The organism is Ruania halotolerans (genome assembly GCF_021049285.1).
In the GTDB taxonomy this organism is placed as follows: domain Bacteria; phylum Actinomycetota; class Actinomycetes; order Actinomycetales; family Beutenbergiaceae; genus Ruania; species Ruania halotolerans.
The window spans coordinates 1,107,667-1,134,631 of record NZ_CP088017.1 but is presented as its reverse complement, the minus strand read 5'-3'; the positions used below and the strand labels follow the sequence as shown (position 1 = coordinate 1,134,631).

Genomic DNA, 26,965 nt, shown 5'->3' with positions numbered 1-26,965 from the left:
ACCCGCCGTCAGCGGTAGGCGAGCCTGCGCAGCACCGACTCTGCTGGCCCGCGCGTTCCACGCCGTTCGAGCACAAATGCTCCGGCGGCGAGCAGCAGCCAGCCGGCGCACGCGATCGCTGCCATACCAGCACTGTTCAGGTTCCCGCCGAGGCCGAATCCCCATGCGCTGAGCAACGGCGCGAATAGGATCGACTGCCCCAGGTAACTCGAGAGGGATCGCTTGCCCACGGCCTGGATCGCCACCACGGGCGCCCGTCGAGCCGCCGACGACCGCTGCAAGCGGTCGGCGATGAGGGTGAACAGGGCGACATAGCCGAGCCCGCCGAATAGGCCCGTGAAGGACTGGGTGAGCTGGAAGATCCACCCATGGTGTGCGCCGACCTCCACGACGCCCACGTGCGAAAGTGCGTTCGGGAGCCCACCGACCATGCCGATGCTCACCCCGATCGCCGCGGTGCGGCGCAGCAACCGGCGGTGCTCCTGCGGATGCTCGAGGATCTGGCGGCGGCTCGCCCAGAATGCCAGGAGGACCATCGTGGGCACCACGAGGCCGATGAGTCCCTGAGCGACCGCGATCAGCGGCCACGTCGCCAGCCGCATCAGCACCGAGGTGGCGTAATTCTGCTCGCCGCTGATGGCTGCTGTATCCATGAAGGAGGCGTCGTCGAACCCCTGGTCTTCCGGAATGAAGGGCAGGGAGATCACCGCCAATACGGTCACAGCGGCGAGCACCGTAGTGAGCACGATCGCCCAGACAATCAGCGTGCGGTCCATTCTGCGGAAGAAGATCGCCACCATCACCAGCCCCACGAGTCCGTACGCCCCCACGATGTCCCCGAACCACAACAACGCTGCGTGCACGGCGCCGACGATGATCATCCACCAGTGCCGGCGCCGCAGAATTGCCCGTGCGGCGCCGTCGGCCACCCCAGCCTGGATCTGCCGCCGGTACAACTGCACGATCCCGTAGCCGAACAGGAACGCGAACAGCGGATAGATCCGCGCATCCACGGCCACGATCAGCACGAACTGCACGACCCGATCGAGGATCGATCCATCTACTGGGTGTGCCGACGATGCCCCGGATGCCTGCCCGTACAGGTACCAGGGCGTGTTGGCCAGCGCGATCAGGAGCAACATGAAGCCACGCGCAAGGTCCGGAGCCAGCGCACGCTCGGACGCGCTGACCGGACCGCGGTGGGCACCCGAGGAGATGTGCGATGTCATGGGTTCATCGTGCCAGCGGGCCCGTTGTCAGCCCCTCCGTCGCTCGGCGGATAGCGGTCCTCGTCCTCCCAGCGCGGTCGAACTCGGGACGGGCACCACCGGCTCCGCGGTCGCCGTCGGTGGGATGCGGCAGGCTAGGGGGATGAGCGCGACCGATCCCCCCGTGAGCGACCTCCCCGCGCGAGCCCTGGAGACAACGGCTGAACGCCCGTGGCCGGTCCGGCTGCTCTCCTCGAAGATCGCCGACTACGTCAGCAAGATGGCGCCGGTCTGGGTGGAGGGTCAGCTCGTGCAGGTCAATCGCCACAACGCCTCCGCGACGGCGTACCTCACCCTGCGAGACACCGACGTCGACATGTCCCTGAACGTGACGATACTCAAGCGCATCCTCCACGGCATGACGACCCCCGTGGAAGAGGGCGCACATGTGGTGGTTCACGCCAGGCCCTCATTCTGGACGAAACGGGGCACGCTCAGCCTGCGCGCTACCGACCTGCGCGCGATCGGCCTCGGTGAGCTCCTCGCTCGGATCGAGCACCTCAAGCGCGTGCTCGCCGCCGAGGGCCTTTTCGACGCCGACCGCAAGGTCCCGTTGCCGTTCCTTCCAGCCCGGGTAGGGCTGATCAGCGGCCAGGACGCGAAAGCACAGCATGACGTGCTCGTGAATGCGCGCGCCCGGTGGCCGCAGGTGCAGTTCGAACTGCGAGAGGTGGCCGTCCAGGGACCGAACTGTGTGCGTGAGGTGACCGCCGCGATCGCCGAGCTGGATGCCGACCCGCAGGTGGATGTGATCGTGGTGGCCCGCGGTGGCGGCTCCGTGGAGGACCTGCTGCCGTTCTCGAACGAGGCCATGGTGCGGGCCGCAGCCGCCTGCCGTACGCCGCTCGTGGCCGCTATCGGGCATGAGACAGACTGCCCGCTACTCGACCTCGTGGCGGACTTTCGCGCCTCCACCCCGACAGACGCAGCGAAACGCATCGTGCCGGACGTTGTTGCCGAACGTGCCCGAATCGATCAGGCACGCGATCGGATGGCACAGGCCCTCACGCGCCGGATCGCGCTCGAATCCGAGCGGCTGGCCACGCTGCGGTCCCGACCTGTGCTCGCGCAACCCGAGGTGCTGGTGAGCACCCGCAGCGAGCATCTGGACAGGCTCCGGGGCCACGCGCGGGCAGCATTCGGGGCACGTCTTGACCGCGGCAGCAGCGAGGTCGGTCATCTCCGGACGGCGTTGCGCACCCTCTCCCCCGATGCCACCTTGCGTCGCGGGTACGCGGTCCTGCGCACGCGTACTGGCGGCGTTGTCCGCTCACCTCAAGACGTCGTCGTCGGAGAATCTCTGCAGGCCCTGGTGGCTCATGGTGAACTGACCGTTTCGGTCAGTGACACCGGCCCGGCCAACGAGTCTGCGACGTGATTGGATGGCCCCCGTGACTGCTGCACCCGATGTCTCCGCGCTCAGCTATGAGCAAGCACGCGACGAACTCGTCGAGGTGGTTGCGAAGCTGGAGAGTGGCGCCGCCTCCCTGGAGGAGTCGCTGGCGCTGTGGGAACGAGGCGAAGCGCTCGCCGATCGTTGCCAGACATGGCTCGACAGCGCTCGCGACCGGCTCGTTGCAGCGCAGGTGTCCGGCGACACCGCAGACCCCGACGACGCAGGCGACGCTGCCGAGGGGCCAGCAGCCCAGACCGCCGGCGCCGGCGCCCGCTCCGGCGGTGCACCGGATCAGACCGAGGAGGCACAGCGATGACGCACGCGTTGGTGATCGGTGAGGCGCTGGTCGATGTCGTGCACGCTGCCGACGGCACAGTGACCGAGCACCCGGGCGGCTCCCCGGCCAATGTGGCGCTCGGCCTGGCCCGGCTCGGGCGGCATACCGAGCTCGCCACCTGGCTGGGCAAGGATCCACGGGGGGAGCTGGTCAGCAACCACCTCACCTCCAGCAATGTGCGCCTGGTGCCCGGTTCCGACCATGCCGAACGCACCTCCACTGCACAGGCCACCCTCGCCGCGGACGGCAGCGCCACCTACACCTTTGACCTCACCTGGCGGGTACCCGAGGTCGCTCTGGACGACACCGTTGCCGTCGTGCACGCCGGGTCGATCGGCGCCACGCTCACCCCTGGCGGCGCAGCCGTGGCAGAGATCGCAGCGGCAGCCCGAGAGCACGCCACCATCAGTTACGACCCGAATGTGCGCCCGACCATCATGGGCGCAGCCGAGGCCGTGCGTCCGCAGATCGAGCATCTCGTGAGTCTCGCCGACGTGGTCAAGGTTTCCGATGAGGACATCACCTGGCTCTACCCGGGTGAGAGCGACATCGACGCGATCCGCCGATGGTCGCGCTCGGGGCCAGCCGTCGTGATTCTCACCCGCGGTGGCACAGGCTCGGTCGGGGTCACTGCCACCGGTGTCGAAGTGGAGGTCCCGGCACCGCGCGTGCAGGTCGTGGACACCGTCGGCGCCGGCGACTCCTACATGAGCGGCCTCCTGGACGCCCTCTGGTCATCCCGCCTGCTCGGTGCGAAACGCCGGGACGCCCTCACCCTCGTCGATGCCCAGACGCTGCGCTCGGCGATGGAGCACGCCGGACGGATCGCGGCAATCGTCGTCTCGCGAGCCGGCGCGAACCCGCCAACCCTCCAAGAACTCGAACGCGAGGCCCACTCATGAGTGAACGTCCCAGCACACCCGCGCAGGCTTGGGCAGCGCTCCAGGAGGGCAATGCACGGTTCGTCTCCGGGGAGATGGCCCATCCCAGTCAGGATGTCCAGAGGCGGGCGGAGCTTTCCTCCTCCCAGCATCCCTTCGCGGTGCTCTTCGGGTGCTCGGATTCGCGCGTAGCCGCCGAGATCATCTTCGACCGCGGACTCGGAGACCTGTTTGTGGTACGGACGGCCGGGCACGTGGTGGACACCACCGTGATCGGCTCGATCGAGTACGGAGTTGATGTCCTCGGCGCCCCGCTTGTCGTGGTCCTCGGACACGACAGCTGCGGTGCGATCGCCGCGGCCAGTGCGGCGCTGACCACGGGCAACCTCCCGGACAACTTCGTACGCGCGGTGGTGGATCGCGTGATTCCCAGCCTGGTCACGGGTGCCGGAAGCCCGAACGGATCACGTAGCGACGCAGGGGACCCGCGCAGTATCCGCCTTCCGGCACCCGAGAACCTGCAGTCCGAGCACGTGCGCGCCACGGTTCGGATGCTGCATTCCTACTCAGCAACCCTGGCGAACGCCGTGGCCGAGGGCCGCTGCGCCATCGTTGGACTCGAGTACGCCCTGGCCGACGGCACCGCCCGCGAGGTGGAGGTCATCGGCTCGATCTGACTCAGTCGCGGAAGGTCTCGATCTGCGCACCGAGCTCGATCAGGCGCTCCTGCAGTTGCTCATAGCCACGCGCGATGATGTCAACGTTGCGCAGCACCGACGTTCCCTTGGCCGCCAACATGCCGAGCAGGATGACGACGGCGGGGCGCAGCGCCGGCGGGCAACTCACCTCAGCGCCGGACCACCGGGTCGGGCCGGTCACGTCGAGTCGGTGCGGGTCGAGGAGCCGCACGTCTGCGCCCAGCCGGGTGAGATCACTGAGGTGGATGGCTCGGTTGTCGTAGACCCAGTCGTGGATCAGCGTGGTGCCCGACGCGGTCGCGGCGATCACCACGAAGAACGGCAGATTGTCGATGTTCAGGCCCGGGAACGGCATCGGGTGGATCTTGTCGATCGGTGCGCGCAACTCACTCGGGTGTACGGTCACGTCCGCCAAGCGCGTCCGTCCGTTCGCCGCCTGATACTCCGGGGAGAGGGTGTACCGCAGGCCCATTTCGGCAAGGGTGGCGAGCTCGATCTCCATGAACTCCACCGGCACCCGGGCCACGGTGATCTCCGAGTCCGTGACGATCCCGGCGGTGAGCAGGCTCATCGCCTCCACCGGGTCCTCACCGGGGGCGTACTCCACGTCCCGGTCGATGTCGGCAAGGCCATGCACGCGCAAGGTCGTGGTCCCGATCCCCTCGATCCGCACACCCAGCAGCTCAAGGTAGAAGCACAGGTCCTGCACCATGTAGTTCGGGCTGGCATTGCGGATGGTGGTGAGCCCGGGGTGGCGGGCCGCAGCCATCAGGGCGTTCTCGGTCACCGTGTCCCCGCGCTCGGTGAGCACCACCGTGATCTCGCTGGGTCGGTCCGGCTGCACCGTGGCCTGGTACTGCCCAGCGGTCGCCACCACGTCCAGGCCGAACGGCCGCAGGGCGATCATGTGCGGCTCCACAGTGCGAGTGCCGAGGTCACAGCCACCGGCGTAGGGCAGATCGAAAGAGCGCTCCCTGCCGAGTAGCGGGCCGAGGAACATGATGATGCTGCGGGTGCGGCGGGCTGCTTCTTCATCGATGGAGCCCAGATCGAGTTCAGCGGGTGGAACGATCTCGAGGTCCTTGCCATCGGCGGACCAGGTGGCGCGTACTCCGATGGAGCGCAACACATCCACGATCCGGTCCACCTCAACGATTCGGGCCACCTGGCGCAGGGTGGTCCGGCCACGGTTCAGCAGCGACGCACACAACAACGCGACGGCCCCGTTCTTGGACGACTTCACGGTGATCGTCCCGGAGAGCTGCTGCCCGCCCGTCACTCGCAAGTGTGAAGCGCGAGGCGTACCGATGGACAGCAGATCCGCGTCCAGCGCGGCGTTGATCCGGGAGAGCAACTCCACGGAGAGATTCTGACTACCCTGCTCGATCCTCGCGATCGCACTCTGGCTCGTGCTCAGCCGGTCGGCGAGCTGGGTCTGCGTGAGGCCCCGGTTCTGGCGTGCACCACGGATCAGCGTGCCAATCTCCGCGAGTGAGGTCTGAGTGTCGTCAATCACCGTCATGCCATCCAAGATATCTCGGATCTGAGATATCGCCATCGAAAGAGAGGGCAATCACAGAATCTTCACGACATCCGCACCCGTATTCAGCATAGGACTCCGTGGGCGCGCGCGCTGGGCGGCGCCTTCGCGGACCTGGCACATGCGGCTCCTGCAGGCATTCCGCATCACCGCTGCGACAGGTCCGCGAAGGCGTGTCAGGCCCCTTCGAGCATCTCGGTCACCAATGCCGCCACGGGCGAACGCTCGCTTCGGGTCAAGGTGACATGCGCGAACAGCGGGTGGCCCTTGAGTGACTCGATCACGGCCGCAACGCCGTCGTGCCGGCCGACCCGCAGATTATCCCGCTGCGCCACATCGTGAGTGAGGATCACCCGTGAACTCTGCCCGATCCGGGAGAGCACCGTCAGCAGCACGTTCCGCTCCAGTGACTGGGCCTCGTCCACGATCACGAACGCATCGTGCAGCGACCTACCCCGGATATGAGTCAGCGGTAGCACTTCGAGCATCCCGCGGTCCATCACCTCCTCAACCACGTCAGAGGAGACCACAGCGCCGAGCGTGTCGAAGACTGCCTGGGCCCAGGGGTTCATCTTCTCGGACTCACTCCCGGGCAGGTAGCCGAGCTCCTGCCCACCCACCGCGTACAGCGGACGGAACACCATCACCTTGCGGTGCTCACGCCGTTCAAGCACCGCCTCCAGGCCGGCGCAAAGGGCGAGCGCGGACTTCCCCGTTCCCGCTCGCCCACCCAAGGAAACAATCCCGATCTCAGGGTCGAGCAACAGATCGATCGCGATCCGCTGCTCAGCGCTGCGACCGTGCATCCCGAACAGGTCCCGATCGCCGCGAACCACCTTGATCTGCTTGTCCGGCGTGATCCGGCCCAATGCAGAACCGCGCGGAGAGTGCAGCACCAACCCGGTGTGGCAGGGCAGGTCGCGCAGCGATTCCCCGGCAGCCACATCGGCCACGGCGATCGACTCCTCACCGAAGAGCTGACCCATCTCCTGCTCCGAGAGCGTTCCCTCGGCCATCCCGCGAAACCCGGAGTCCACGGCAAGCTGAGCGCGGTACTCCTCAGCCCGCATCCCGACGGCGGAGGCCTTCACCCGCATCGGCAGGTCCTTGGAGACCACTACTACCGCAGCACCCTCCGCACGCAGGTTCGCGGCCACTGAGAGGATCCGGGTGTCGTTGTCCCCCAGGCGCATCCCGGACGGCAGGACCGTGGGATCGGAATGGTTCAGCTCCACGCGGATCGTGCCACCGGCTTCCCCCACCGGCACCGGCCTGTCGAGGAAGCCGTGGGCGATCCGAAGATCGTCGAGGTGGCGCAGCGCACTGCGCGCAAAGTAGCCGAGCTCCGGGTGGTGACGTTTGGCTTCGAGTTCAGTGACCACCACGATCGGCAGGACCACATCGTGTTCGGCGAACCGGAAGATTGCGCGGGGATCCGACAGCAACACCGACGTATCGAGTACGTAGGTGGTGTGTTCGCCGTCGGGTGTGGGGCCACCGACCGGAAGCGATCCGGGCTGTCCCTCACCACCCTCCGGCACATCGGTCTCCGGGGTGTCGAACGTGAGGGACTCTCGGCTCACGGCTAGCTCCTCCTGGCGGGCCTTCTCCGCAGCTCAGGTGAGAGCGGCGGGGGCGGGGTGAGGGCGGTCGGCCCACCATGAGCAGCCGGGGCCGACAGCCCCGCATCGCGACAGATCTGACGGCGGATCTGCCGACATTTCTGCATCATGGGCTGGCCTTCCGGCGAACGACCGGGATGTCGTCCGGTGCGCCCAACGTACGACGACGGAGCGTGTGTTTGCGCCATCGGCGCGCCGTGGCAGGCAATCGAGAGAAGAGTTCACCGGCGCGATGCGCAGCCGAACCACATCGTTCACTGAACCTACCGGCCGAGCCGCCGTTCGCGGCCGCCGTAGGAACGCAGCGCACGCAAGAAGTCCACCCGGCGGAAGTCCGGCCAGAAGGCCTCGCAGAAGTAGAACTCGCTCTGCGCACTCTGCCAGAGCAGGAAGCCACCGAGGCGCTGCTCACCGGAGGTGCGGATCACCAGGTCCGGGTCCGGTTGGCCCTTGGTGTAGAGGTGCTTCGCGATGGTCTCCGGCGTGACCGTCTCCTCCAGGTCACTGAGCGGTCGCCCGGACTCCACGTACTCGGCGATGAGCGCGCGCACCGCCCCGGCAATCTCGTGCCGCCCGCCATAGCCCACGGCGATGTTCACATGAATCCCGTCCACATCACGGGTGAGAGCCTCCGAGGCCCGCATTCTTCCTGTGATGTCCTCAGGCAGGAGATCCAGCTCGCCCACGAGTTGCAAGCGCCAGCGCCGCGTCGTGGCGAGGGTGGCCACCGTGGCCGCGATGATCTCCAGGAGGTCCTCCACTTCCCGGGAGTCCCGATCGAGATTGTTCGTGGACAGCATCCACAGGGTGACCAGCTTGATGTCGACGTCCTCACACCAGCCGAGCAGGTCAACGATCCGGTCCGCACCGGCCTGATGTCCTTGCGCGGGCTCGAGTCCAGCTGAACGAGCCCATCGGCGGTTGCCATCAAGCATCACGCCGACGTGATGAGGTAGCCGGGCATGGTCGAGTGAGCGGGTGAGCCGGCGTTCGTAGAGTCCGTAGAGGAATGCGGGTGGGCGCATCGGTGGGCGACCTCCTTCGCTCCCAGGATCGTCGGCCGGACACCATCGGCCAAATCCGCGCCGCCGTGCACACCGTACCTTCACAGGAACACTCAAATACCTACGGTTGCGTAACCTACGATGGCGTAAGAACCCATCCGACCTCCACGTCAGGAGCGCACCATGGCCCCCGCACCGCCGGCACGGGACGGATCGGCCCCGCCGACCGGGGACCAGCCCAGTCATGCGGCCACTCCGCGATTACGTGGCTGGATCCACGCCGTGATGGCTCCCCTCTCGCTCGTCGTGGCTGTGGTCCTGGTGATCGGCACATCGACGACCCCGGGCACGGTCACCACTGCCATCTTCGGGTTCACCACGGTGCTGCTGTTCACCACCAGTGCCATCTACCACCGCGGCACATGGTCACCGCCGGTGCACAACACGCTCCGCCGGATCGATCACTCGAACATCTTCTTGGTGATTGCTGGCACGTATACGCCGCTGGCCGCCCTGCTCCTGCCGGAGTCCACCGCACGAGTGCTGCTCATCGTGGTCTGGTCCGGAGCGCTCATCGGACTGCTCGCACGCATCTTCTGGCTCGGCGCACCCCGTTGGTTCTACGTGCCGGTCTACGTCGCACTTGGCTGGGTGGCGCTCTGGTTCCTGCCGGACTTCTGGGCCGTGGGTAGCCCCGCGATCGCGCTGCTCGTCATCGCCGGCGGAGTCGGCTACACGGTCGGTGCCCTCGCCTACGCATTCAAGCGCCCGAACCCCGTTCCGGACTGGTTCGGATTTCACGAGTTGTTCCACACCGGAACAGTGGTGGGATACCTCTGCCACGCAGCGGCCATCGGTATCGCCGCAATCGGTCACTGACTGTCCCTCACCCACCAACCGTCCATGCACGGGCACCCTGAGTGATGGCGACGATCTACCGGCCCCCTTAGGGTGGAGTCCTTCCGAGCGAGAGGAATCCCATGGCGCACGACTTCGAGACCCCCGTCGCCGATTTGCTCCGAGTCGGCGACGGCTTCGATCTCAGCGCGCTCGATCGGCGCAGCACGCCAGGCTGGAAGCACGGGAAGAAGGCCGCCAAGAAGGCGCTGACTGAGCGTGGCGAGCGCCTCTCCGACCTCCAGGAACGCCTGTTCGCCGAAGGTCGCACGGGCGGCACCCGCTCCGTGCTGTTGATCCTGCAGGGTCTGGACACCGCCGGGAAGGGCGGGATCGTGCGCCACGTACTCGGCATGGTGGATCCGCAAGGGGTAGACCTCGCCTCCTTCGGGGTCCCCACTCCGGAGGAGGAGAAGCACCACCACCTGTGGCGGATTCGCCGCGCACTGCCCAAGCCTGGCCAGATCGGTGTGTTCGACCGCTCCCACTATGAACAGGTACTGGTGGTCAAGGTGGAGGGCCTCGAACCTGCCGAGACCACTGCGACGCGGTACGACGAGCTGGTGCGTTTCGACCAGAAGACCGTGGCCGCAGACACCACCGTCATCAAGGTGGCGTTGATGGTCTCCCACGGCGAACAGGGCGAGCGTCTCGCCGAGCGGCTCGACCGGCACGACAAGCACTGGAAGTACAACCCCAGCGACCTCGCCACGCGCTCCAAGTGGGATGAGTACCAGGCCGCATACCAGCAGATCTTCGAGCGAACCTCCACCGATGAGGCCCCCTGGTACGTGGTGCCGGCCGATCGCAAGTGGTACGCAAGGCTCGCTGTGACACAGCTGCTGCTCGATGCCCTGGAGTCCCTCGATCTGACCTGGCCGGAGGCCGACTTCGACGTGGAGGAGCAGCGTCGGCTGCTCACTGCCACCGCGCGCAGCAATGCCAAGCCGGCGAAGGCCACGAAGGGTGCGAAGAAGAAGAAGAAGAAGAAGAAGTAACGCGCGCGCTCGCTCGCCGAGTCGATCAGTCGCGTGGCACCACCGTGTACCGGCGGTGTTCCAAGCTCGGGATCTTTCCCCGCACGTCCGCGACCAACTCCTCATCGAGATCGACGAGCAGGACGGCATCACCCTCCTGTGCGACCGCCAGCTGCCGGCCGAGCGGATCCACGACCTGAGACCGCCCGGTGCGACCGCTCCCGTGCTGGCTCGCGAGCGCGAGGTACGCCGTGTTCTCGATGGCACGAGCACGCACCAGCACCTCCAGTTGGTCGGCCTTCCCCGGACCATCGGCCCACGCCGCCATCACCACCAGAACCTGCGCTCCGGCGTCGACGAGCACCCGAAACGACTCCGGGAACCGGAGGTCGTAACACGTGGCCACCCCCACACGCACGCCGGCGACGTCCAGCACGAGGGCCTGGTGCGCGCCAGGAGCCCCGGCATCGAGCACATCCGACTCCCGCACACCGAACGCATCGAAGAGGTGCACCTTCTCGTATCGTCCGCGCTGGCGGCCATCGGGCCCGAACGCCAAGGCGACGTTCACACAACGCCCACCTGCGCCGTCGGCAGGTTCCATCGAGCCGACCACGAGATCGACTGCGCACTCGGCGGCCACCGCAGACATGGCGCGGTGGAACGGTCCGTCGGCCGGCTGGGCGAGATCGGCGCTCAGGCGCGGTGCCCATCCTCCGGAGTACTCAGGCAAGACCACCAGCTGCGCGCCAGCACGAGCAGCGCCACGCACGTGTTCGACCGCCGCGCGTGTGTTCGTTTCACCGTCCTGCCCGGCGGTGAGCTGCACGACGGCGACCGTGAGAGTCATGTCAGGTCCGATCGGTAGGGGGCGTGTCACCATTCTGGCCGTCCGGTGCACCTGCCGCAGGACGATCGCCCGTCCCCAGGCCGGGAGCGCCGTCCCCGCTGTCTGCCGCGCCCTCGCGGCCGGCGGCCTTCTCATCGAGCGCGGCGCGCGCCTTGATCCGGCGCATGTGGACGGTGAACGACCGCGCGATCAGGATCACCACGAGGGCAAGGACGAAGAACGTCACGAATGCCCCGATCCCCGGACTCACGAGATTCGGGTCGACGTCCTCGGCACGGACGGTCATGAGCGGAGCCCGGCGAACAGGTCGTCCTCGGGCGTCTGCGTCGGAACTCGCGAGGCCACCAGCTCATACTCCTCCACCGGCCACACCTCCCGCTCCAGATCCCTCGGGATCGCGAAGAAGAACCCATCCGGGTCGATCTGCGTGGCGTGGGCGAGCAGGGCCCGGTCACGATGGCCGAAGTAGTCGCTGCATTCGATCCGGGTGGTGACTTTCTCAGCGCGGTCGTCGCGGTCCCAGCGATCCATCCACTCCGCGAACGGCGATTCGGCTCCGCTGGCCACGATCGCCTCGTGCACCGCGGTGATCCGGGCCTTAGAGAAGCCATGGTCGTAATAGAGCTTCGAAACCTCCCACGGTTCCCCCGCACCCGGATAGGCCGCCGGGTCCGCGGAAGCTTCGAATGCCGCCACCGAGACCCGGTGGGTCATGATGTGGTCGGGGTGCGGATATCCACCATTCTCGTTGTACGTGGTCATCACGTGCGGGCGGAACTCGCGCACCACCCGCATCAGTGCTTCCGTGGCCACCTCGAGCGGCTCGAGTGCGAACGAGCCCTCCGGCAGCGGCGGCAACGGATCCCCTTCGGGGAGACCGGAGTCAACGAAACCGAGCCAGCGTTGTGAGACGCCAAGGGCGGCGGCCGCTGCTGCCATCTCCCGGCGCCGGTATCCGGGCATATCCCGCTGCACCTCGGGATCGTCCTGGAGGCGGGGATTGAGGATGTCACCGCGTTCGCCACCGGTACACGTGACCACCAGCACCTCCACCCCTTCGGCGGCGTACCGCGCCATCGTGGCCGCACCCTTGCTGGACTCGTCGTCCGGGTGCGCATGCACGGCCATCAGCCGTAAGTTCTCGCCAGACACGTGCTGCATCCTCCGGGGAATGATGAGGGACAATAGTGACGCTCCCCCGCGGGCACGCACTGGTGCACGCGGGCGAGATCGAAACGCACTCCTAGTCTAAGGATGGCACGTGTGACCTCAGCACCTGCTGGTGAGGGGACCTCTGCACGGGCGCACGCTGGTGCGACCGACGTCTCGGCTCTGCTTGCCGAGCGGTACGGACGTTCAGCTGACCAGGAGGGCCGCTCACGCCGGCAGATGTGGATGGTGGCAGCGGCCTGCACGGCCGCCGGACTCGTCGTCCTCGTACTGATCAGCATCACCTTGCTCCGGCCCGCAGCAACGGCCCGGGATGTCGGCTTCGCCGTGCCCGACGAGGCGCAGGTGCGGGTGATCTTCGATGTCACCAAACCCGCTGACCGGAGTGCCGTCTGCACCGTGGAGGCACTCAATACCGGCTTCGGCCAGGTGGGCCTGCTCGACGTTGTCATACCGCCATCGGACGGCCCGACCACACGCCACACCGTGGCGGTAGCCACGACGGAACTCGCCACGACGGGCGTGGTGCGCGAGTGTGCACTCCTCGATTGAGTCGCCCGAGTACGTTCGATTCACGAATGTAAAGATGTGACATAGTCGGCCCAAGCGCTATGATGATTCTTTTCCCGCCGCCCCGGTGCGGCCGCATCGGCTAGCCAGCCCGGGGGCAGGTACTCCCGCATATCCGCTGAATTGCGATGCGGTCGAGACCGACACACGCAGTACGAAGGAGGAACCGTGTCCCCAACCACGTGGCTCACCAAGGATGCATTCGATCGACTCCAGGCTGAGTACGACCACCTCGTGACCGTGGGCCGGACCGAGATCGCCGATCGGATCGAGGCCGCACGGGATGAGGGCGATCTCAAGGAGAACGGCGGCTACCACGCAGCCCGCGAGGAGCAGGCCAAACAGGAGGCCCGGATCCGCCAGCTCGACGACCTCCTCCGCACTGCCGAGGTCGGCGAAGCTCCCCCGGACGACGGCATCGTCGAACCCGGCATGGTCGTGACGGCCACCGTTGCCGGTGAGGAGATGACGTTCCTGCTCGGTTCCCGTGAGGTCGCCGGGGACACCGACCTGGACGTGTACTCGTCCGGTTCTCCGCTCGGCCAGGCGATCCTCGGCAAGAAGGTCGGCGAGAAGACCTCCTATGACACGCCGGCGGGTACGTCGATCACCGTTGCGATCAAGAAGGCGAAGCCGTTCAAGGCCTGAGGTACCTCAGCACACCAGCGATGCCCGTGGCGATCTGATCGCCACGGGCATCGCTGATCGCCCGACGGCGTCCAGCGGCCTGGGACCGGAGCGTCGCCGCTCAATTCCTGGGCACAGAATCGGAAGCGGGTCGCGCTGACTGGCCGGCTAGGGCCTGCTCAGGTTTCGGCCGTGGCAGTCTTGTCGGGCACCTCTCGGCGGCGCCGGAGCCGGGGCTTGAGCCGTGGCCGTTCCTCGATGAACGGGTTCGGGCTCCCGGTGAGGTACCGCACGACTGTGTTCGCCACGGCCACGAGCGGTACCGCGAACAGAGCACCCACCACCCCGCCGATGATCGTGCCTGTGGCGACGGCGAGTAGCACAGCCACCGGATGTAGCTTGAGGGCCCTGCTCATCAACAACGGCTGGAGCAGGTTGCTCTCGGCCTGCTGGACGAGCAGGACCACCCCGAGCATCACCACCGCGATCAGCGGACCCTGGTCCACGAGGGCGACCACCACGGCGATGAAGCCGGTCACCACCGCACCGACGATCGGGATGAACGAGCCCACGAAGACCAGGACGCCGAGCGGGAGAGCGAGCGGAACACCGAGAATCCACGCGCCGAGCCCGATGCCGACGCCGTCGATCAGGGCGACCAGCAGTTGAGTCCGGGCGTAGCTGCTCAGGCTCGCCCACCCGCGCTGGCCGGCGCCGTCCACGCGCTCGCGAGTGGTGGCTGGAAACAGCCCCACGAGCCAATTCCAGATGAGGCGGCCTTCTTTGAGAAAGAAGAACAGGCAGAACAGGGCGATCAGTGCCCCGGCGAACACGTGCCCCACAGAGGTCCCCACCGAGAGGGCGCCATTGAGGATCTGCTGGGCGTTGCCCTCCAGGGATTCCTGAATTTGCGTGACATAGGCGTCAATGTCAGTCCGCGAAAGCTGCAAAGGACCCGTGCTGAGCCAGGAGAGTAGTTCCTGGATGCCCTCCCATGCGGTGTTCGCGAGGTCGCGAATACCGGTCGCGATCGAGGCACCGACCAGGGTGAGCAGGCCCCCGACCACCCCGACGGCGCCCAACAGGGCCAGGATCGCAGCGAGCGCACGGGGCACCCGGTGCCGGTGCAGCCGGTCCACCGCCGGCATCAGCAACGAGGCCACCAATGTGGCCACCAGCACGGGTATGACGACGGTTTTGATCTGCACGAGCCCCACGACTGCCACAGCGACAGCGAGGACGATCAGCACGAACCGCCAGGACCAAGCCGCTGCACCACGCACTGTGCGCGTGACCGGGGAGTTCGGGTCCGGGTCCGGGACGAGCGGCCCGCGCTCCGGCTCGGCCGACCTCGAGCTACTGCCCTCCGTATCCGGGCCCTGCTCATCGCCGGTCTCGGGAGCGTGATCGAGCGCATCGGTGCTGGTGGGCGCGTTGCTGCTACCAGAACTCGTCACGATCGATCTCACCCTCCTTACGGTTTCCTCAGGATAACGTCAGAGCGGTGAAATCCGACGCCGCGCCCGGTCAGGAGTATCGATGAGCTTTGCCCCGCCCGCCAATACCCGACGACGGACCCGCACCCTGGGTACGCTGCTCACCTTGATCGTGGTGCTGCAGTTCGGCTACCCGATCTCCGGGCTCGGCCCGGCATGGACAGCGGTCTATATGGCTGCATACGCCGCGATGCTCGGATTCGGCATCGTGACCGTTCGTGATGAGAGCGGCCGGCTGATACCGATGGTCGCCGCGACCGTCGTCTTTCTCGTGTGCGGAACGTGGTTCTCGTTTGCCCAGCATTCCGTCCATGCAACGGTGGCGATGCTGACGTCGGTGGCTCTCTCGATGGCGGTATTGATCTATGCGTTGCTGCGTTTCGTCTTCCGGCGCGAGCGGGCTCCGGGGGTGAATTTGGTGCTTGCCAGCGTGAGTGCGTACCTCGTCATGGGCGGGTTCTTCGGCGCCACGTTCGCACTGCTGGAGATCGCATCGCCGGGCAGTTTCATGGATCCCCAGGGCGACGGCGGACCGCTCGGATGGCATCAGACCCTCTACTACTCCTACGTCACGCTCGCCACCCTCGGATACGGCGACGTGCTGCCGGTCACCACCTGGGCCCGTTCGCTCGGCTCGTTCGTCGCCGTCATCGGAACGCTGTATCTGACCGTGGTGGTGGCACGCCTGGTGGGGATCTGGTCCTCAAAGGCCACTGATACCAACTGACCGTCCGGATGGATCGATTCATTGCCGTGTAGCGTGAGATCATCCACAGCCGAGCGAGTCATCACGACCGAGCGGCTCAGCCACGCCACCCACAGGAGCCCGCAAGCACATGGACGAGCGTGACGCCACCGCTCTGGGACTGACCGGAGCCGAACTCGACTTCAACGCCTGGGCCTTCTGGGAGGAGGCGGACGAATCGGGCCGTGCGGCGCAACGCCAGTATCAGCAGGTCCTCACTGCCCGCGGTGCAGATCTCGCCGAACGCAGTTTCGTCTCGGAGTGGGCCGCATGCTTCCCGAGCGCGCTCTCCCTCGGCGAGGGCTCCTACCTCGCTGCCTTCACCTATCTCACCGGTGAGGTGCACATCGGCGCCAATTCCTCGGTGAACGCCTACGCCGTGGTGCGCGGCACGGTCCGGATCGGAAACGGCGTCCGGATCGGCGCACACACGTCGTTGCTCGGCTTCGACCACACCTTCGCCCCTGATCGCCCCACCCACACCCAACCGCTGACCAGCCGCGGGATCACGGTGGGCGACGATGTCTATATCGGTTCGCACGTGATGGTCGTCGACGGCGTCACGATCGGGGCGCACAGCGTGATCGGCGCCGGTGCGGTGGTCACCAAAGACGTTCCGGAGTGGTCAATCATGGTCGGCAACCCGGCCCGCAGGGTGCGAGACCGCCGAGACGAGCGGACAACGACGCCCACTCCCTCCGCGCGAACCGGCTCGACAGCGAACGAGGACGCTCTGCAGACGCTGCAGGCGCTCGCCGAACGAGCGCGCATGGATGCCGCGGACGTCCTGGACCGCTGCTGGGACGATTCAGCAGGCTGGTTCACCGACACGCCCGGGGCGGCTCCCACAGTGCGTGCCCTGTGTGACGCCGTAGAGATCGCCGACCTCCTCGGCCTGGGCACCCCGCCGCACATCTGCGGCGACGAGATCGTTGCCGCGCTGACCTCCCGGCAGGACCCGCACACCGGGCTGATCCCCACCTACGGCAAGGATTCAGTTGTCCAGGACGGACCCGACCTCGGCGGCGGGGCCGTGCGGTACCACCTGCTGAGCGTGGGTTACGCCCTCGATCTGCTCGGTGCCCGGCTCCCGCATCCCATCACTGCCGTAGACGCCCTCCGTGGGGACGCGATGGTTTCAGCGCTGGAAGCCCAGCCGTGGGGAGAGCGCGCCTGGGGTGCCGGCGACTGGGTCGACTGCGTGGGCACTGGCCTGTTGTGGAACCGGCTCTGGTTCGATCGTCCCGGCGGGCTGGACACCCTGATCGGCTGGTTGCACCTGCACGTGGACCGCACTTCCGGCATGTGGGGTCAGGCGCACGCCTCGGACGGGCTGCGCCAGCCGGTGAACGGCTTCTACCGGCTCACCCGCGGTACGTTCGCCCAGTTCGGTCTGGGCCTTCCCGAACCCGAGCGCGCGATCGACACCACGCTCGCGCATACCAAGGACCAGCGCCGGTTCGGCCCCGGACGAGCAACCGCCTGTGACGTGCTCGACATCGCCCACCCGCTCTGGCTGGCCGGTCAGCAGACCGATCACCGGCGCGCGGAGGTCCGTGCTTGGGCCGCCGCCCAGGTGCCATCCCTGGCGGCTGCCTGGCGGCCGGGCCAGGGGTTCGGGTTCGCCCAGCGCGAGGACGTGGTAGACAAGGCCGCCCCCGGTCTGCAGGGGACGGAGATGTGGCTCGCGATCAGCTGGTACCTGGCCGACTTGCTCGGTGGAGCTGGCGGGCTTGGGTACGAGCCGCGCGGAGTGCACCGCCCCTGGGCGCGCTGACCGAAGGTTCTCTGCTCAGGCCGCGGCTGCCCGCACTCGAACGCCATCGAGTGCGGGCGATCTCGCGTATATCTCACCCAGTGAGCGAGAAGGGGCGCACTCGCGTCAGGAGGCGCCGAGGATATCCACCACGAACACGAGGGTGTCGTCACCGCCGATTCCTGCCTGCGGCACGCCGTTCGGGCCGTAGCCTTCGTGCGGCGGGATCGAAACGAGGACTCGCGACCCGATCGGCTGTCCGACGAGGCTGTTGTCCCAGCCGGCGATCACGGTGCCCACACCGATGGGGAACTGAATCGAGGACCCCCGGTCGTAGGAGTTGTCGAACATCGACCCGTTCCAGACCTGGCCGTAGTAGTTCACGTCGATCGTCTGGCCGGCCTCCACGAGCGGCCCATCACCGGCGCTGAGTACCTCGACGGCGAGCTCTGCCGGGGCGGAGCTGTCCGGGAAGGTCAGAGTCGGCTTGTCGCCAAAGGAGCCAGAAGCCGTGGGCAGAGCAGTCATCGGTGAATCGTCCAATCGTGGTTCGGTGTGCAGACATACAGGTTTCGGTCGCCGACATGCCGAACGGCACGTTCCGCGGGTTCCGAAGCGGAACCCGCCACGTGCCGTTCAGCAGGAGGGGCGCAGCTCAGTCGCCGCCGCGCAGGATCGCGAGCAGGCGGAGGAACTCGATGTACAGCCAGATGAGGGTGACCGTGATGCCGAATGCGGCCGCCCACGCGAACTTGCGCGGCAGTCCGTTCTGCACACCCTTGTGGATCGTGTCGAAGTCCATGATGAGGCACATCGCGGCGAGGATGATCGCGATCGGGCCGATCAGCAGCCCGAGCGGAATGCCCAGGATCGGCACCTCCATCCCGCGGATACCCCATGCCGGCACGAAGTCGCTGAAGAACAACATGGCGCCGAGGTTGATCAGGCAGAAGGCGGCGTAGCTGATCAGACCGATCATCATGAACCGGCGGAACTTCGGCGTCACCCGCACCTTGCCGGACTTGTACAGCGCCAGTGTCACACCGAAGGTCACAAAGGTCGCCAATACCGCCTGAGCGACGATCCCGCCAAAGCTCGATTCGAAGATCTCCGAGATCACACCAAGGAAGGCGCCTTCGAGCACCGCATAGGCAAGGATCAGTGCGGGGCTCGGCTCCTTCTTGAAGGCGTTGACGAGTCCGAGGATGAAACCGCCGATGAGGCCGACGATCATCACCGGCATCGCCAGTGCCGGCGGCACGAGCATCCATGCCGCCGCCGCGCTGAGTACCACGAGGCCCACCACACCGGCGGTCTTCATGATCACGTCGTCATAGGTGAGCCGGCCGGTCTGCGCGGGCCCGGCGGCCGGGCCGTAATAGGCCTCTTCCACACCGGCGAACTGCCGGTCATAGCTGGGGGTGGCCGTGGTGGCGTACCCGTTCGGTGCCGAACCCTGCGGCACACCGCCGTACGGGTTCACCGCCCCGGGCTTGCTCTTGCCGAACAGCGAGCTGTTCGACAGATACGGGTTACTCATCGTGCCTCCTGATTGCGACTCTCGTCGTCGGGCCGCACATGCGGCCCCGCCTGGTCTCATCCTATGGGGATCGCGCTCGACCGTGGGCGAAGCGATCACACCGAGAGATCACCTACGACTCTCCGTCCTGTCCAACGCCCGCACCGTGGCCCGTGTTCCCGGTCCGCGCTCCCTGACCGGCCGGCGTCAGGACTTTCCCCCAGACCAGATCTGCGCGGCCTCAACCAGAAGGATGAGACCTCCCCCTGCCGGACGAAGGTGCGGCCGGCGAAGATCAGCCCTGAGCCGGTGCCGCCCGGGATATCGGGCGGCCTACGGTGGCATCATCCCCACACGAGAGCGAGGCACAGCCCCATGATCGAGGCACGAGGCCTGACCAAGAGGTACGGCGCCACGACCGCCGTCAACGACATCTCCTTCACCGTTGAGCCAGGACAGGTGACCGGCTTCCTCGGACCGAACGGTGCCGGCAAGTCCACCACGATGCGGATGATCGTGGGCCTGGACCGCCCCACGGCCGGCCATGTGACGGTGAACGGCAAGCCCTACGCACAGCACAAGGCACCGCTGCGTGAGGTGGGTGCCCTGCTCGAGGCGAAGGCCGTCCACACGGGCCGCAGCGCCACCAACCACCTGCGCGCCTTGGCCGCCACACACGGCATCGGGCGCAAGCGCGTGGACGAGGTCATCGAGATGACCGGGCTGACGGCGGTCGCACGTAAGCGGGCCGGCGGCTTCTCACTCGGGATGGGCCAGCGGCTCGGGATCGCCTCGGCGATGCTCGGCGACCCACGCACACTCATCCTCGACGAGCCGGTCAACGGCCTCGACCCCGACGGTGTGCGCTGGGTGCGAACCATGGTCCGCTACCTCGCCGACGAAGGCCGCACTGTGTTCCTCTCCTCGCACCTGATGAGCGAGATGGCGATCACCGCCGACCAGCTCATCGTGATCGGTCGCGGCAGGATCGTGGCCACCGGTGACGTGCAGGAAGTGATCGACTCCGTGACGAAGTCGACCGTACGGGTGCGCACACCGCAGGCCACCGACCTGGCCGCCCGGTTGCAGGCCGAGGGCGTGACCGTCACCAGCGTGGAGCCGTCGTTGCTGGATGTGGACGGCTTGAGCGCACCCGAGGTCGGCGCGGCGGCGCTCGCTGCCGGCATCGTGTTGCACGAACTCACCCCGCAGAGCGCCTCCCTCGAGGATGCGTTCATGAATCTGACGGCCGGAGATGTGGAGTTCCACTCCGGTGCTGTCCCCGAACACCAGGTCGACGAGACCGCCGTTTCCGAAGGAGCGAACCGATGACCGCCGTCGCAACTGAGAGCCGCTCCGCCCGGCGCAGTGATGCCCTGAGCGGCGCCCACGTGAACTTCGCACGGGTGCTGCGCTCGGAGTGGATCAAGCTCACGACCCTGCGCTCCACCCCGTGGACGATCGTCACGACCATCGTGCTAATGGTGCTGATCAGCCTCGGGATGGCCTGGGGCATGACCCAGGGCGCCGAGGCTGCCGCGAGCGGAGACGCCCCACCTGAAATGGGTGCGCTCGACTCGTCCATGGGTGCGTTTGCCGCAAGCGTCGGGTACTCCTTCGGCCAGATCGTGGTGGTGGTACTTGGCGTACTGATCATCAGCGGCGAGTACGCCACGGGCCAGATCAAGTCCTCGATCGCAGCCGTACCGCACCGGTGGCCCGTCTTGGCCACGAAGGGCATTCTGGTGGCGGCCGTCGCCTTTGTGACCGGCGCTATCGGCGTCGCCATCTCCTACCTCGTGACGACCCCCATGCTGGAGGAGCACAACGCCGCTGCCGATCTCGGCAACAGCGAGCACCTACGCATCATGCTCGGCGCCCCCCTCTATCTGGCCGCGATCGCACTCCTCGCTCTCGGCGTCGGAGCCCTGTTGCGGCACGCAGCGGCCGGGATCTCCGCCGTAGTCGGGATCATTCTCCTGCTGCCGATCATCACGAGCTTCATCACGCTCGACTGGCTGCAGGACATTGCGCCGTACTTCCCGTCCACGGCCGGTGAGCGCATCATGGGCGACGATACCGGTCAGGAGGTACTGACTCCCTGGGAGGGGCTCGGTGTACTCGGCATCTACATCGCCCTGATCTGGGCCGCAGCCTTGGTGCTCTTGCGTCGGAGGGACGCCTGAGCACTGCTGGAGGGCCGACGCCGGCGGGTGAGAACCCGCCGGCGTCCGGCATGCCTGGGCACGCATGGCTCACCCAGGCTCTGCAGGCCGCGAGGCCGGGCTGGTCGAACGAGCCCACCGCGCTGCTGAATCCGACTGCCGTTCTCGCCGCCGACGAGAACTACCGAATGTCCCGGCTGCGGCGGTACTTTGCCCTGCATCCGCGTGCCATGGATGTGCTACTCATGGCGATCTTCGCGGTCCCCAACTTGGTCTTCCGGGGCTTCGTCACACCCATGTTCGCGGGTTTCGGCTTGATTGTTGCCAGCGCGCTGGCGTTGCTGTGGCGGCGCAGTCACCCGTGGCCGGCGTTGGTCGCGTTGACCGTGTTCACGATGACGAGCACCCTGCTGATCGGCGATAGCGGCGGGATCGAACTCGGCGTGGCGTTCGCCCTCTATACCGTGGTGACACTGCGCGGGCCACGGCCAGGGTGGCTCGCTTTCGCCGCAGCGACGCTCAGCACCTCCCTCGCCTTCATGCTCTGGGGCCTCCCGCAGCCGGGCCAGATCTCGGCGCAGCCGGATGACCTGGCCAGCCGGGTGGGGGTGATGGCCGTGAACGCGGTGGGAGTTCTCATCCTTCTGCTGATCGCGATGGCCATCGGCGTCAGCGTGCGCAACCGACGCGAACAACTGCAACGCCTCATCGATCAGGCGAACCAGTACCGGCTCGAGAGCGAGCAACGTGAACAACTCGCGACGGCGGACGAACGCGCGCGGATCGCCCGGGAGATGCATGACGTGGTCGCCCACAGCCTGTCGGTGATGGTGGCCCTCGCCGACGGAGCCAAGGCGAGCCTGACGAAGGCCCCGCAGCGTAGTGACGAGGCGCTCGGAGAGCTTTCTCGCACCGGGCGAGCAGCACTGGCTGATATGCGGCGCATCCTCGGCGTTCTACGCATGGAGGGAAGAACGGACGCCGATCTTGAACCGCAACCTGGAGTGCCGGCACTGGAGGATCTCCTCGATCGCTTCCGCGCAGCCGGTCTGGATGTTCGGTTGCGCCACACCGGCCCCCCGGTGCCCGCCGACGCCGGTATCCAGCTCACCCTGTACAGGATCGTGCAGGAAGGCCTCACGAACGTGCTGCGGCACGCACCTGGTGCGGGGAGAATCGTGGTGACCGTACTCCGCGGTGAGGGTGCGCTCACCGCGACCGTGCAGAACGACCGACCGGCGGGATCGGCCGAGACTCGGGCGGGGAGCGGGCAGGGGTTGATCGGGATGCGCGAACGTGCCGCCACCTACGGTGGCACTGTGGAAGCCGGACCCGACGGGAGCGGTGGGTGGCGGATGCGTGCCACCCTGTTCTTCGACGAGGAGCCCGCCCCCTCGACCGAGACGTAAGGAACCGAGCAAGTCATGATCTCCGTGTTACTGGTGGACGACCAGTCTCTGCTCCGGATGGGCTTTCGGATGGTGCTCGAGGCCGAGGACGATCTTGAGGTGGTGGGTGAGGCATCCGACGGTGCCACCGGGATCAGGATGGCCGGTGAACTCTCCCCGGACGTGGTGCTCATGGACGTGCGGATGCCCGGCACCAACGGCATCGAAGCGACTGCCGCGATCGTTGCTCACCGGCCCGAGACCCGGGTGATCATCCTCACCACCTTCGATCTGGACGAATACGCCTTTGCAGGCCTGCGTGCAGGCGCCAGTGGATTCCTCCTCAAGGACACTGAACCCAGCGAGCTGGTGGCTGCGATCCGCACCGTCCATTCCGGAGATGCGGTCGTCTCCCCCAGGATTACGCGGCGGATGCTCGAAATGTTCGCAACAGAACTGCCCACCGGCACGCCCGACGGCGGTGGGTCACCCGCCGCCGCTGCGCCACCGTCAGAACTGACTGACCGCGAGCACGAAGTGCTCCTGGCCATTGCCGAGGGCTTGTCCAATAGCGAGATCGCGGCGAGTTTGTATGTCTCCGAGGCGACAGTGAAGACTCATGTGGGTAAAGTGCTTGCGAAACTGGGGTTGCGAGACCGCGTCCAGGCAGTTGTGTACGCCTACGAGACCGGCCTGATCCGCCCCGCATGATCGGGTGCACTCCACCGAGCAACTCAGTACCAGGAAGGGCATTGATGGGTGAGCAGGTCCGCCAAGGGTCGATAGGCGTCCGCGAGGCAGGGCCAGAGGACGCCGAGTTCCTCGTCGACATGCTGCTCGCTGCCTTCAACTGGACCGGCGAAGAGCGTTACACCCGCAAACAGATCCTCAAGGACAAGTCAACGTCTCTGTACGTGGCGGGATGGCAACGTGAGGGCGACCTCGGCGTGATCGCGGTGGACCTCGCCGGGCCCAGCGGCCTGCAGATCCCGGTCGGCGCAGCATGGGTGCGCAGGTTCCCGGCCCGCAATCCCGGCTTCGGTTTCGTCGCCGAGGACGTCCCCGAACTCTCCGTGGCTGTGCTCAGCCACCACCGTGGCCGTGGGATCGGCTCCGGTCTGATCCGCTCCCTCGCACCTCGCCTCGCCGGCGCCGGCATCACCCGGGTGAGCCTGAGTGTGGAACACGGCAACCCGGCACGCGCACTGTACGAGCGCCTCGGGTTCACGGCCGTGACAGAGCAAGAAGGTGCCACCACGATGGTGGCGGACGTGAACACCCTCATTCAGTCCGTACGTTCGTAGACCACCAGGCGCTCATCGACGGACACACCGAACCGGCCCAGCACCTGGTGCGTGCCCGAGACGGCATAGACCACGTCGCCGCCCTCGACGGCGGGTGACCCTTCGCCGTCAGGCCCCTCGGGCGGGACCACCTGGACCAGTTCCACGTCCTCGGCATCCGCCACCACGGTCGCCAGGACTTCCAGCGCGGTCCGCTCAACGTTGATCCCGTCAGCGAGCTCGGTGACGGCGGCCCACCGGCCGGCGTGGACGAGATCGAGGTAGCGCTGCACCGCGCCCGTGGATGAGGTGAGCCCCACACCGGTGTCGAGCACTGGTTCCCCGTCGCTCTCCCGCAGCGGCGTCAGCAGGGTGAGCTGGCCACCATCCCACGCGGCGAGGTAGTCGGCGGCACTCACCTGGGTGGCCGCCCCGGCCCGGGAAACAGTCGTCTCCACGTCAAGGGTGGCTACGGGATTTCCACGGTGGGTTCCGACCACCCGCGCCGCGACCACCTCCACATCGATCTGACGCGCTGCCGGCAGGAGCGTCCACGCGTGCGCAAGGGCTGCGGTGACGGCGGCAGGTTGGCCGGCGAGTTCGAGCGACTCGGTGAGCTCGGTCGTGGCGATCGCGATCCCCGCACCGTCGGCGATCACCTCGGTGGGAGCACCGTCAGTTCCGAACGCCCGGGCCACATCGGTGAGGAGCACGGTCACGTCCTCGATCATCGCGTCCGTGGCAGGAGGGGGTTCGGGGGCCGCGTCCAGACCCTCGGAGGGCGCCGGTGCACACCCGGTGCTCACGGCGAGCATCAGCACCAGTGCGGCAGCGGCCAGGGTGCGCGGAACTACGCTCAGGAGGCGCATGGGCCGAGTCACGCTCATCACGTTCCCCCATAGGATCGGGTGCCAGGCGGCGGCAGGCTCCCAATCTATCCGCATTCGCGGGATGCCAGGTGTGCAGACAGGAGGTACCGATGAGCGAGCAGGACGCCCCGGCGATCCCTGGCTACCAGTTCCTGCGCACCATCGGGCACGGTGGCTCCGGCGACGTCTACCTGTATCGGCAGGAGATGCCCGCCCGGGACGTGGCGATCAAAGTGCTGCGCACCGAGGAGCTGACGCCGCAGGGCCGGGCCCGGTTCGCGGCCGAAGCCAACCTGATGGCTCGCTTGTCCGGGCACACCGGAATCGCGGACGTGCTCGCCGCAGATGTGGACGCCGAGGGCGAGCCTTTCCTGGTCATGGAGTACTGCCCCGGCGGCAGCCTCGGTGAGCGGTATCGCACGCACGCGATGAGCGTGGCAGAAGTGCTCGATCTGGGTGTCCGGATCGCCTGTGCCCTGGAGTCGGCGCACCGCCTCGGGATCGTGCACCGGGACGTGAAACCGTCGAACATCCTGCTCACGGAGTACGCGATGGCGGTCCTGGGGGACTTCGGGATCTCCACGATTGACGAGGACTTTCCGGGGGCCACCAGGGTGAAAGCGGAGATCTACTCGGGCCTGGACGTGGAGGCCGAGGACGGCGTCGGGCTGAGCCTGCCGTGGGCGGCACCGGAGGCGCTGGCAGATCCGCCGGTCTCGGACATGCGATCGGACAGGTACTCCTTTGCTGCCACGTTGTACTCGCTCCTGGAGGGACGCTCACCGCACGAGGTCCCGGAGGGCCCGAACGGGTCGGCCCACCTGACCGGCCGGATCCGCAGCGGGTTCGTGGCCGCCATGCAACGCACAGACGTGCCGCCCACCTTGGAGCGGTTGCTGCGCCAGGCGATGTCCTACGATCCCGCCGAACGATTCGATTCCATGCTGGAGATCGCCCTGGCGCTGCAAGAGGTGCAGCGAGAGCTGGGGCTCGGCGTCACCCGATTGGAGGTGCCGATGGGCGCCGGACCGCTGCCGACGGCTATCGATCCGGCACCCACGGTCGTACCGGCCGGCCTCGCCCGCTCCTCGCCGGCGTCTCCGCAGCGCCCCGAGGAGCCGGGCCCGCTCCCTGCCCGCTCGGCGCAGACCTGGCTTCCCGAAGCAGACGGGCCACCGCCGGCGGCGGCCCTGCCGGCTCCCGGCACGCACCAGGAGCACAGCGAGCAGAATGAGCAGCGGGCGGCGCCGGAACTCCCGGTCGGCACTCCGGTGGCCGCGGCGGCGTTCGTGCCGATGGCGCCGCTGGACGGCCCGGCGGCAGAACCAGATCCTCGAACGAAGACGCTCAGCACCGCCGCGCTCGCCGCGGCCGTGGCATTTATCGTGCTCACGGTGGTGGCCGGTGGCGCCCTGCTCGTGGATTGGCTCTCCACCCCGCATTACAGCGGTCGCGCCGTGGACAACCTGACGGTGAGCGAGACGATCGCCCAGGCGTACGACGTCACGATGCCCGACGGCCTGGACGCCCCGGCGGATCTGGAATCACGTGTGCTCACACGCTCCACGGGTGCTACGCGCGAGAGCGCGGCAACAGTCCTCATCTCCACCGATGAGCAGGTCTGGGCGGAGGGCGAGACTGTGGTGCTCAATCCTCATGAAGGTGAGACCGCCGGAGATCTCGCCCTCGTGGAGGTCGCCAGGCTACGCGAGGTGCTCGATCTGGGACCCGCTGAGCCAATCGCCCCGGGGCTGGTCGTGCTCGCGGCCGCACCGCAGGCGTACTTCGTGAACATCACTCCTGAACTCGGAATCTCCTCCAGCGAATCCTCACTGGTGATCGTCTCCGTGGTGGAGTGACTCAGGCCAACTGAACCCACTTCTCGTGTTCGAACCCCTGACGGCGCG

General features: G+C 67.2%; 27 protein-coding genes. 16 read left to right on the top strand and 11 right to left on the bottom strand.

Going from position 1 to position 26,965, the window contains the following annotated elements; genetic code table 11:
- Positions 1-8 precede the first annotated feature (8 nt).
- Complete coding sequence (locus tag LQF10_RS04965; protein WP_231066381.1) at positions 9-1,229, bottom strand: DUF418 domain-containing protein; 1,221 nt, start codon at positions 1,227-1,229, stop codon at positions 9-11.
- A 142-nt stretch (positions 1,230-1,371) separates the two neighbouring features.
- On the opposite strand from LQF10_RS04965, the gene xseA reads away from it, so the two are divergent.
- Genes xseA through LQF10_RS04945 form a run of 4 tightly spaced genes read left to right on the top strand, consistent with a single transcriptional unit; the run spans position 1,372 to position 4,559 of the window.
- Positions 1,372-2,646 carry an exodeoxyribonuclease VII large subunit gene (xseA, locus tag LQF10_RS04960; protein WP_231066380.1) on the top strand — a complete coding sequence of 425 codons (1,275 nt, stop codon included), beginning with the start codon at positions 1,372-1,374 and terminating at the stop codon, positions 2,644-2,646.
- A 4-nt stretch (positions 2,647-2,650) separates the two neighbouring features.
- Positions 2,651-2,980, top strand: a complete 330-nt coding sequence (locus LQF10_RS04955) for an exodeoxyribonuclease VII small subunit (protein WP_231066379.1) — start codon at positions 2,651-2,653, stop codon at positions 2,978-2,980.
- Positions 2,977-3,903, top strand: coding sequence for a carbohydrate kinase family protein (locus LQF10_RS04950; RefSeq protein ID WP_231066378.1), 927 nt, complete (start codon positions 2,977-2,979; stop codon positions 3,901-3,903). The genes LQF10_RS04955 and LQF10_RS04950 overlap by 4 nt, the downstream gene beginning before the upstream one ends.
- Positions 3,900-4,559 carry a carbonic anhydrase gene (locus tag LQF10_RS04945; protein WP_231066377.1) on the top strand — a complete coding sequence of 220 codons (660 nt, stop codon included), beginning with the start codon at positions 3,900-3,902 and terminating at the stop codon, positions 4,557-4,559. Before LQF10_RS04950 ends, LQF10_RS04945 begins: the two co-directional genes overlap by 4 nt.
- 1 nt (position 4,560) lies before the next feature.
- Here LQF10_RS04945 and LQF10_RS04940 read toward each other — a convergent pair whose 3' ends face one another.
- From LQF10_RS04940 to LQF10_RS04930, 3 genes are all read right to left on the bottom strand, one after another.
- Complete coding sequence (locus LQF10_RS04940; RefSeq protein ID WP_231066376.1) at positions 4,561-6,102, bottom strand: UDP-N-acetylglucosamine 1-carboxyvinyltransferase; 1,542 nt, start codon at positions 6,100-6,102, stop codon at positions 4,561-4,563.
- A 194-nt stretch (positions 6,103-6,296) separates the two neighbouring features.
- Positions 6,297-7,568, bottom strand: a complete 1,272-nt coding sequence (gene phoH2 / locus LQF10_RS04935; protein WP_231067248.1) for an RNA 5'-3' helicase PhoH2 — start codon at positions 7,566-7,568, stop codon at positions 6,297-6,299.
- 437 nt (positions 7,569-8,005) lie between these two features.
- Positions 8,006-8,767: an isoprenyl transferase gene (locus tag LQF10_RS04930; protein WP_231066375.1), complete on the bottom strand. Its 762-nt coding sequence runs from the start codon at positions 8,765-8,767 to the stop codon at positions 8,006-8,008.
- A 162-nt stretch (positions 8,768-8,929) separates the two neighbouring features.
- Between LQF10_RS04930 and trhA the strand changes: the two genes are divergently transcribed.
- Positions 8,930-9,625, top strand: coding sequence for a PAQR family membrane homeostasis protein TrhA (gene trhA / locus LQF10_RS04925; protein ID WP_231066374.1), 696 nt, complete (start codon positions 8,930-8,932; stop codon positions 9,623-9,625).
- A 101-nt stretch (positions 9,626-9,726) separates the two neighbouring features.
- The gene (locus LQF10_RS04920) at positions 9,727-10,641 is read left to right on the top strand and encodes a PPK2 family polyphosphate kinase (protein WP_231066373.1); all 915 of its coding nucleotides are present in this window, start codon (positions 9,727-9,729) and stop codon (positions 10,639-10,641) included.
- A gap of 25 nt (positions 10,642-10,666) precedes the next feature.
- Here the strand turns inward: LQF10_RS04920 and LQF10_RS04915 are convergent, their stop codons facing one another.
- Genes LQF10_RS04915 through mca form a run of 3 tightly spaced genes read right to left on the bottom strand, consistent with a single transcriptional unit; the run spans position 10,667 to position 12,598 of the window.
- A complete protein-coding gene (locus LQF10_RS04915) occupies positions 10,667-11,470 on the bottom strand; it encodes a carbon-nitrogen hydrolase family protein (RefSeq protein WP_231066372.1) in 804 nt (267 codons plus the stop codon).
- A 1-nt stretch (position 11,471) separates the two neighbouring features.
- Positions 11,472-11,756: a hypothetical protein gene (locus tag LQF10_RS04910; RefSeq protein WP_231066371.1), complete on the bottom strand. Its 285-nt coding sequence runs from the start codon at positions 11,754-11,756 to the stop codon at positions 11,472-11,474.
- Positions 11,753-12,598: a mycothiol conjugate amidase Mca gene (gene mca / locus LQF10_RS04905; protein WP_231067247.1), complete on the bottom strand. Its 846-nt coding sequence runs from the start codon at positions 12,596-12,598 to the stop codon at positions 11,753-11,755. Before mca ends, LQF10_RS04910 begins: the two co-directional genes overlap by 4 nt.
- A gap of 135 nt (positions 12,599-12,733) precedes the next feature.
- Here mca and LQF10_RS04900 point away from each other — a divergent pair, with 135 nt between their 5' ends.
- On the top strand, positions 12,734-13,192 hold the full coding sequence (locus LQF10_RS04900) for a DUF4307 domain-containing protein (protein ID WP_231066370.1): 459 nt from the start codon (positions 12,734-12,736) through the stop codon (positions 13,190-13,192).
- A gap of 186 nt (positions 13,193-13,378) precedes the next feature.
- Complete coding sequence (gene greA, locus LQF10_RS04895; protein ID WP_231066369.1) at positions 13,379-13,858, top strand: transcription elongation factor GreA; 480 nt, start codon at positions 13,379-13,381, stop codon at positions 13,856-13,858.
- Positions 13,859-14,016: 158 nt separating this feature from the next.
- On the opposite strand, the gene LQF10_RS04890 is transcribed toward greA, so the two are convergent.
- Positions 14,017-15,294: an AI-2E family transporter gene (locus LQF10_RS04890; RefSeq protein WP_231066368.1), complete on the bottom strand. Its 1,278-nt coding sequence runs from the start codon at positions 15,292-15,294 to the stop codon at positions 14,017-14,019.
- Between the two features lie 82 nt (positions 15,295-15,376).
- On the opposite strand from LQF10_RS04890, the gene LQF10_RS04885 reads away from it, so the two are divergent.
- A complete protein-coding gene (locus LQF10_RS04885) occupies positions 15,377-16,060 on the top strand; it encodes a potassium channel family protein (RefSeq protein ID WP_231066367.1) in 684 nt (227 codons plus the stop codon).
- Between the two features lie 109 nt (positions 16,061-16,169).
- Positions 16,170-17,855, top strand: a complete 1,686-nt coding sequence (locus LQF10_RS19365; RefSeq protein WP_290371140.1) for an acyltransferase — start codon at positions 16,170-16,172, stop codon at positions 17,853-17,855.
- 105 nt (positions 17,856-17,960) lie between these two features.
- Here LQF10_RS19365 and LQF10_RS04870 read toward each other — a convergent pair whose 3' ends face one another.
- Positions 17,961-18,362 (bottom strand): FKBP-type peptidyl-prolyl cis-trans isomerase, encoded by a 402-nt coding sequence (locus LQF10_RS04870; protein WP_231066366.1) that lies wholly within the window; start codon positions 18,360-18,362, stop codon positions 17,961-17,963.
- Between the two features lie 127 nt (positions 18,363-18,489).
- Positions 18,490-19,374, bottom strand: a complete 885-nt coding sequence (locus LQF10_RS04865; protein ID WP_231066365.1) for a Bax inhibitor-1/YccA family protein — start codon at positions 19,372-19,374, stop codon at positions 18,490-18,492.
- Positions 19,375-19,728: 354 nt separating this feature from the next.
- On the opposite strand from LQF10_RS04865, the gene LQF10_RS04860 reads away from it, so the two are divergent.
- Genes LQF10_RS04860 through LQF10_RS04840 form a run of 5 tightly spaced genes read left to right on the top strand, consistent with a single transcriptional unit; the run spans position 19,729 to position 24,210 of the window.
- The gene (locus LQF10_RS04860) at positions 19,729-20,685 is read left to right on the top strand and encodes an ABC transporter ATP-binding protein (protein ID WP_231066364.1); all 957 of its coding nucleotides are present in this window, start codon (positions 19,729-19,731) and stop codon (positions 20,683-20,685) included.
- A complete protein-coding gene (locus tag LQF10_RS04855) occupies positions 20,682-21,539 on the top strand; it encodes an ABC transporter permease subunit (protein WP_231066363.1) in 858 nt (285 codons plus the stop codon). The genes LQF10_RS04860 and LQF10_RS04855 overlap by 4 nt, the downstream gene beginning before the upstream one ends.
- Before the next feature lie 50 nt (positions 21,540-21,589).
- Complete coding sequence (locus LQF10_RS04850; protein WP_231066362.1) at positions 21,590-22,927, top strand: sensor histidine kinase; 1,338 nt, start codon at positions 21,590-21,592, stop codon at positions 22,925-22,927.
- 15 nt (positions 22,928-22,942) lie between these two features.
- The gene (locus LQF10_RS04845; RefSeq protein WP_231066361.1) at positions 22,943-23,617 is read left to right on the top strand and encodes a response regulator; all 675 of its coding nucleotides are present in this window, start codon (positions 22,943-22,945) and stop codon (positions 23,615-23,617) included.
- A gap of 44 nt (positions 23,618-23,661) precedes the next feature.
- On the top strand, positions 23,662-24,210 hold the full coding sequence (locus LQF10_RS04840; RefSeq protein ID WP_231066360.1) for a GNAT family N-acetyltransferase: 549 nt from the start codon (positions 23,662-23,664) through the stop codon (positions 24,208-24,210).
- On the opposite strand, the gene LQF10_RS04835 is transcribed toward LQF10_RS04840, so the two are convergent.
- Positions 24,192-25,058, bottom strand: a complete 867-nt coding sequence (locus LQF10_RS04835) for a hypothetical protein (RefSeq protein WP_231066359.1) — start codon at positions 25,056-25,058, stop codon at positions 24,192-24,194. The two genes, LQF10_RS04840 and LQF10_RS04835, sit on opposite strands and share 19 nt — an antisense overlap.
- A gap of 110 nt (positions 25,059-25,168) precedes the next feature.
- Between LQF10_RS04835 and LQF10_RS04830 the strand changes: the two genes are divergently transcribed.
- On the top strand, positions 25,169-26,917 hold the full coding sequence (locus LQF10_RS04830; protein WP_231066358.1) for a serine/threonine-protein kinase: 1,749 nt from the start codon (positions 25,169-25,171) through the stop codon (positions 26,915-26,917).
- The last annotated feature ends 48 nt before the right edge of the window (positions 26,918-26,965 follow it).

What these genes read in the sequence shown, in the direction of transcription:
- LQF10_RS04965 (WP_231066381.1), bottom strand. Translation starts at nt 1,229, where the DNA reads ATGACATCGCACATCTCCTCGGGTGCCCACCGCGGTCCGGTCAGCGCG.
- xseA (WP_231066380.1), top strand. Translation starts at nt 1,372, where the DNA reads ATGAGCGCGACCGATCCCCCCGTGAGCGACCTCCCCGCGCGAGCCCTG.
- LQF10_RS04955 (WP_231066379.1), top strand. Translation starts at nt 2,651, where the DNA reads ATGGCCCCCGTGACTGCTGCACCCGATGTCTCCGCGCTCAGCTATGAG.
- LQF10_RS04950 (WP_231066378.1), top strand. Translation starts at nt 2,977, where the DNA reads ATGACGCACGCGTTGGTGATCGGTGAGGCGCTGGTCGATGTCGTGCAC.
- LQF10_RS04945 (WP_231066377.1), top strand. Translation starts at nt 3,900, where the DNA reads ATGAGTGAACGTCCCAGCACACCCGCGCAGGCTTGGGCAGCGCTCCAG.
- LQF10_RS04940 (WP_231066376.1), bottom strand. Translation starts at nt 6,102, where the DNA reads ATGACGGTGATTGACGACACTCAGACCTCACTCGCGGAGATTGGCACG.
- LQF10_RS04930 (WP_231066375.1), bottom strand. Translation starts at nt 8,767, where the DNA reads ATGCGCCCACCCGCATTCCTCTACGGACTCTACGAACGCCGGCTCACC.
- trhA (WP_231066374.1), top strand. Translation starts at nt 8,930, where the DNA reads ATGGCCCCCGCACCGCCGGCACGGGACGGATCGGCCCCGCCGACCGGG.
- LQF10_RS04920 (WP_231066373.1), top strand. Translation starts at nt 9,727, where the DNA reads ATGGCGCACGACTTCGAGACCCCCGTCGCCGATTTGCTCCGAGTCGGC.
- LQF10_RS04915 (WP_231066372.1), bottom strand. Translation starts at nt 11,470, where the DNA reads ATGACTCTCACGGTCGCCGTCGTGCAGCTCACCGCCGGGCAGGACGGT.
- LQF10_RS04910 (WP_231066371.1), bottom strand. Translation starts at nt 11,756, where the DNA reads ATGACCGTCCGTGCCGAGGACGTCGACCCGAATCTCGTGAGTCCGGGG.
- mca (WP_231067247.1), bottom strand. Translation starts at nt 12,598, where the DNA reads ATGGCCGTGCATGCGCACCCGGACGACGAGTCCAGCAAGGGTGCGGCC.
- LQF10_RS04885 (WP_231066367.1), top strand. Translation starts at nt 15,377, where the DNA reads ATGAGCTTTGCCCCGCCCGCCAATACCCGACGACGGACCCGCACCCTG.
- LQF10_RS19365 (WP_290371140.1), top strand. Translation starts at nt 16,170, where the DNA reads ATGGACGAGCGTGACGCCACCGCTCTGGGACTGACCGGAGCCGAACTC.
- LQF10_RS04870 (WP_231066366.1), bottom strand. Translation starts at nt 18,362, where the DNA reads ATGACTGCTCTGCCCACGGCTTCTGGCTCCTTTGGCGACAAGCCGACT.
- LQF10_RS04865 (WP_231066365.1), bottom strand. Translation starts at nt 19,374, where the DNA reads ATGAGTAACCCGTATCTGTCGAACAGCTCGCTGTTCGGCAAGAGCAAG.
- LQF10_RS04860 (WP_231066364.1), top strand. Translation starts at nt 19,729, where the DNA reads ATGATCGAGGCACGAGGCCTGACCAAGAGGTACGGCGCCACGACCGCC.
- LQF10_RS04855 (WP_231066363.1), top strand. Translation starts at nt 20,682, where the DNA reads ATGACCGCCGTCGCAACTGAGAGCCGCTCCGCCCGGCGCAGTGATGCC.
- LQF10_RS04850 (WP_231066362.1), top strand. Translation starts at nt 21,590, where the DNA reads ATGCCTGGGCACGCATGGCTCACCCAGGCTCTGCAGGCCGCGAGGCCG.
- LQF10_RS04845 (WP_231066361.1), top strand. Translation starts at nt 22,943, where the DNA reads ATGATCTCCGTGTTACTGGTGGACGACCAGTCTCTGCTCCGGATGGGC.
- LQF10_RS04840 (WP_231066360.1), top strand. Translation starts at nt 23,662, where the DNA reads ATGGGTGAGCAGGTCCGCCAAGGGTCGATAGGCGTCCGCGAGGCAGGG.
- LQF10_RS04835 (WP_231066359.1), bottom strand. Translation starts at nt 25,058, where the DNA reads ATGCGCCTCCTGAGCGTAGTTCCGCGCACCCTGGCCGCTGCCGCACTG.
- LQF10_RS04830 (WP_231066358.1), top strand. Translation starts at nt 25,169, where the DNA reads ATGAGCGAGCAGGACGCCCCGGCGATCCCTGGCTACCAGTTCCTGCGC.